2 protein-coding genes are annotated in these 4151 nt (G+C 78.3%); both read right to left on the bottom strand.

Features of this window, described 5'->3' with window-relative positions:
* On the bottom strand, positions 1-2921 hold a 2921-nt coding region (locus tag ABZS66_RS60875; protein ID WP_354774014.1), incomplete at its 3' end, for a hypothetical protein.
* Positions 2918-4151: CHAT domain-containing protein (locus tag ABZS66_RS60870; RefSeq protein ID WP_354774012.1), on the bottom strand; the 1234-nt coding region annotated here is incomplete at its 5' end. The genes ABZS66_RS60870 and ABZS66_RS60875, both read right to left, overlap by 4 nt.

Below are 4151 nucleotides of genomic sequence, written 5' to 3'. Positions count from 1 at the left end.
CGGCTGCTCGCGGCGCAGCTGTACGGCGGCCCGGAGGCGCTGCTCACCGGGGCGGGCCGGTTGCGGTGGTAGCGCAGCGCGCCGAGCGTCGGGGTGTAGCCGGCGATCACGTGGTCGTCGACGTACGGGCCGCCCGGGTGCCCGGCGGCGTGCAACGGCAGCAGCGCCAGGGCGCCGACCGGCATCCACCACAGCCGCTGCGGCGGGCCGGCCGCCGGCGGCAGGGCGGCCAGGACCGGGGCAGCGGTGGTGTCCCAGAGCCAGGCGAGCAGGTCGCGCAGCGGCACCGGGTCGGCGTCGGGGTCGGCGTCGAGCACGGTGCGGACGGCGGCGGCCACGTCGTCGTGGGCGAGGCCGGGCAGCGGGACGGCGCGGACCTGCCCGTCGGTGGTGACCAGGAGCGCGTCGCAGCGGTACCGGCTGGTGGTCACGACCGCGATCGGGCCCGGCGCGGCGAGCGCCCGCAGGTCGGCCTCGGACGGCGGCAGCTGGAAGCGGTCGAGGCCGGGCAGCCGGCGGATCTCGGCGACGAGGTCACGCCAGGCCCGGTCGACCCCGCGCCGCCGGATGCCGTCGAGGGTGCCGGCGGCGACCCCGGCCGCGGTTCCGGACGCTGCCGGCCCGCCGTCGCCGATCGCGCCCGCCGCCTGCTCCAGCCGCGCGGCCACGTCCGGGAAGCGCTCGCGCAGCTCGGTCAGGTCGGTGCGCAGCTCCAGCGTGCGGGCGAGCATGACGCCGGTACCGACCTCCAGCAGCTCCAGGGCGAGCCGGGCGTCCCCGGCGTGCAGCGCGCAGGCCGCCGCGTCGCCCGGGACCTGGGCGAAGCGGGCCAGGTCGTGCTCCTCGTCGGCCCGGTCGGTGTAGTGGGTGGCCAGCCGCGGCATGAGCCGCACCGCCAGCCCGAACTCCTCGGCCGCGAGGGTCCAGGCGCCCGCGCCGGCCGCCAGCTCGCCGGCCTTCGCGGCCGTCTGCACGCGCAGCGGCACCGGGGCGACCTCGCTGCGGGCCACGTCGTGGAACAGCCGCGCGGCCTCGCGCCGGTCCGGGTCACCGTCGCGCACCAGCAGGGTGGCCGCGAGGTTGCTCATCCGGCCGGGCCGCGCGTGGTGGCCGTCCGGCGTGGTGGCCACGGCCTCCCGGGCGGCCTGGACCGCCGCGTCGAGCGCTCCCGGTTCGCCGTGGTGTTCCCAGTGGTACCGGAGGACGAGCCCGAGATTGGACAGGCGCATCGGCCGGTCCGGGTGGCCAGGGGCGGTGCGCTCGACCGCCTCCCGCGCGCAGTCGACGGCCTCGCGCATGGCCGCCGGGTCGCGGGCGCTGTCGTCCTGGCGGGCCAGCATGCCGGACAGGTTCGACAGGTACATGGGCCGGTCGGGGTGGTCCGCCGGCGTCGCCTCGACCGCGGCCCGGGCCGCCCGCACCGCCTCGTCGAGCGCGGCGGGGTCGCCGTCGCGCACGTAGCGGCGCCACAGCGCGCCGCCGAGGTTGGCCAGGTAGCCGACCCGGACCGGCAGGTCACCGCTCGCGGCGACGGCCTCGCGGGCGGCGGCGATCGCCTCGTCGGTCACCCGCTGCTCGCCGGTGGCCTCGGCCCACGACTGCAGCAGCACGGTCAGGTTCGACAGGTGCTGGAGCCGTTCGGCGTGGCCCTGTGGCAGCGCCTCGACCGCGTCGCGCAGCCGCGCGGCGGCCTCGGCGACGGCGTCGATGGCGCCCGTGGCGATGAACCGGTCGGCGAGGGCCAGCCCGAGCGTGGACAGGGCGTTGGCCCGGTCGGCGGCGTCGGCGTAGGGGCGGTCGGCCAGCTCGCGGCCCAGCTGGATGGCCCGGTCGAGCAGCCCGGTGTCGCCGGTGACGGCGGCGCGGCGCTGCCACACCACCGCGAGCCCGCCGCGCGCGAGGGTCTGGTGGGCCGGCGCGTCCGCGGTGGCGTCGACCGCCGCCTCGTGCAAGCTTTGGGCCGCGTCGAGCGCGCCCGGGTCGCCGGTGCGCTCGTACCGTTCGAGGTGGGCGCCGCCGAGGTTGACCAGGATCGGCCCGCGCCGCGGGTCGTCGCCGGCCAGCGCGTCGAGCGCCGCCTGCCCGGCCGCCGTGAGCAGCGTGAACGTCGCCTCGTCCGGGGCGTCGCGGTACCGCTCGGTCAGGGCGCTCACGAGGTTGCCCAGCCACACCGGCCGCAGCGGCCCGGGGCGGTCCGCGGCGACGGTCAGCGCCTCGACGGCCGCGTCCAGGTCCCCCGGGTCGCGGCCCGACCGGTACCGCGACAGGAGGACCAGGCCGAGGTTGCCGGCGGTGCCCGCCCCGGCCTCGAGGTGCCGGAGCGTCTCGCGGCCGATGTCGATCGCCTCCTCGGCGGCCTCGGGGCCGGCGCCGCGCTCGTACGCCATCCGCAGCGCCAGCACGCGGTTGTGGGCGATGACCGACCAGAAGTCGTCCTCGGGGGCCGGCAGCTCGAACGCGCGCCCGGTGAGCGCCACGGCCTCGGCCACGTCGGCGCCGTCGCCGGTGCGCCCGGCCCGGTCGAGCAGCAGCCCGGCCAGGCTGGCCATCCGCACCGGCCGGGCCAGGTCGTCGCCGTCGCTGCTGTCGACCGCGGCGCGGGCCGCGTCGACGGCCGCGCCCAGGTGGGCGTCGTCGCCGGTGAGGAGGAACCGGACGTGCAGGGCGCTGGCCAGGTTCAGGTACCGGCCCGGGGTCGCCCGCGCGTCGAGCGCGGCGCGGAGCTCGGCGACCGCGTCCGCCGCCACGTCCGGGTCGCCGGTGCGCTCGGCCAGCATGCGCAGCGCGACGCCGAGGTTCGCCGGGTCCGTGCCGGCCGCCCGGAACAGGGCGATGCTCCGGCGCAGCAGCGCGTCGTCGGCGTCCGGTTCGGTGCGGGCGCGGACCAGCAGCTCCGCCGCGCGGCGGGCGGTCTCGCTCATCCGGCCTCCCCGTCGCCGACGAGGATGAAGGCGGCCCATTCGCGCGGGTGGCGGTACACCTGGGGATGGCTCTGCCGCACGTGCCGCTTGGCCCGCCAGAGCGCTTCCGCGGGCGGGTGGCCGGCGCGCAGCTGGTCGTGCAGGCGGCGCATCAGCCGGCGGGTCGGGCGGTCGGCGACCGGCCACAGGCTCACGACCAGGCTGCGGGCCCCGGCGTAGAACAGGGCCCGGCTCATCCCGACCAGGCCCTCGCCGGCGCGGATGCGGCCCGTGGCCGTCTCGCAGGCCGAGCACACCACGACCTGCGCGTCGAGGTGCAGGTCGAACATCTCGGCCGCCCGCAGTACCGCACCGCCGGCCAGGGTCAGGCCCGAGTCGAGCGGGTCCCGGTCGTCGACGACGCCGTGCGTGGCGAAGTGGACCACGCGGTGGCCCGCGCTCTCCCGCCGTACCAGGTCCCGGGTGAGGTCCTGGCCGGTCCAGGCCCGGGCGCCGGGACCGTAGTCGGCGGCGATCTCGACGACCTCCCGGGTGCCGGGCAGGTGCTCGGCCAGCCCGAACCCGGCGAACGGCCGCCGCGACCAGCTCGCCGGCCGGTCGGCACCGCGTTCGCGCAGGTCGGCACCGGCGGTCACCGACGGCAGGTAGGACACGGCGATCCGGTCGCCGAGGCAGCCTTCCCCGTACGGCAGCAGCTCGAACGGCAGGTAGGCCAGCGGCCCGGCCGGTACCACGACGAGCCGCCGCACGTCCGCGGGGATCGGGGCGACGAGCAGGTCCGCCAGCTCGGCGGCGCCCGGCAGCTCGTCCCCATCCGCGGTGCATGCCCGCAGGACGTCGTCGACCAGCTTGCGGAGCTGCTCCTCGGTCGCCCGGACCGGCGTCGTACCGCAGCCGGTGCGGCGCACGGCCCACGCGACGCAGGAGTCGCCGTCGACGTGGTACGCCAGCAGCAGTGTCGCGTCGTCGAGCAGGGCCTGGGCGCCGGCCAGGTCCACCGGGGCGGGGTCGCGCAGCCGGGCGTAGGCCGGGAACTCCCGGCGGATCCGCAGCCGCACCCGTTCGAGCTGCTCCTCGTGCTCGGCTGTTGCATGGTCGTCCTGCCGTGCGCGGTGCAGCCGCGCCTCGATCCGCCGCTCCTCGTCCAGCAGTTCGCGCTGCGCGCGGTCGCGCGGGCGCAGGTCGAGCCGCCGCTGCTGCAGCAGGTCGGCCAGGGCCCGCCCGCGGGCC

Origin of the sequence: Dactylosporangium sp. NPDC005572 (genome assembly GCF_040605515.1) — a bacterium.
Classification (GTDB): domain Bacteria; phylum Actinomycetota; class Actinomycetes; order Mycobacteriales; family Micromonosporaceae; genus Dactylosporangium.
Note: the sequence above shows the minus strand (reverse complement) of the source record. Positions and strands in the feature narration are given on the sequence as shown.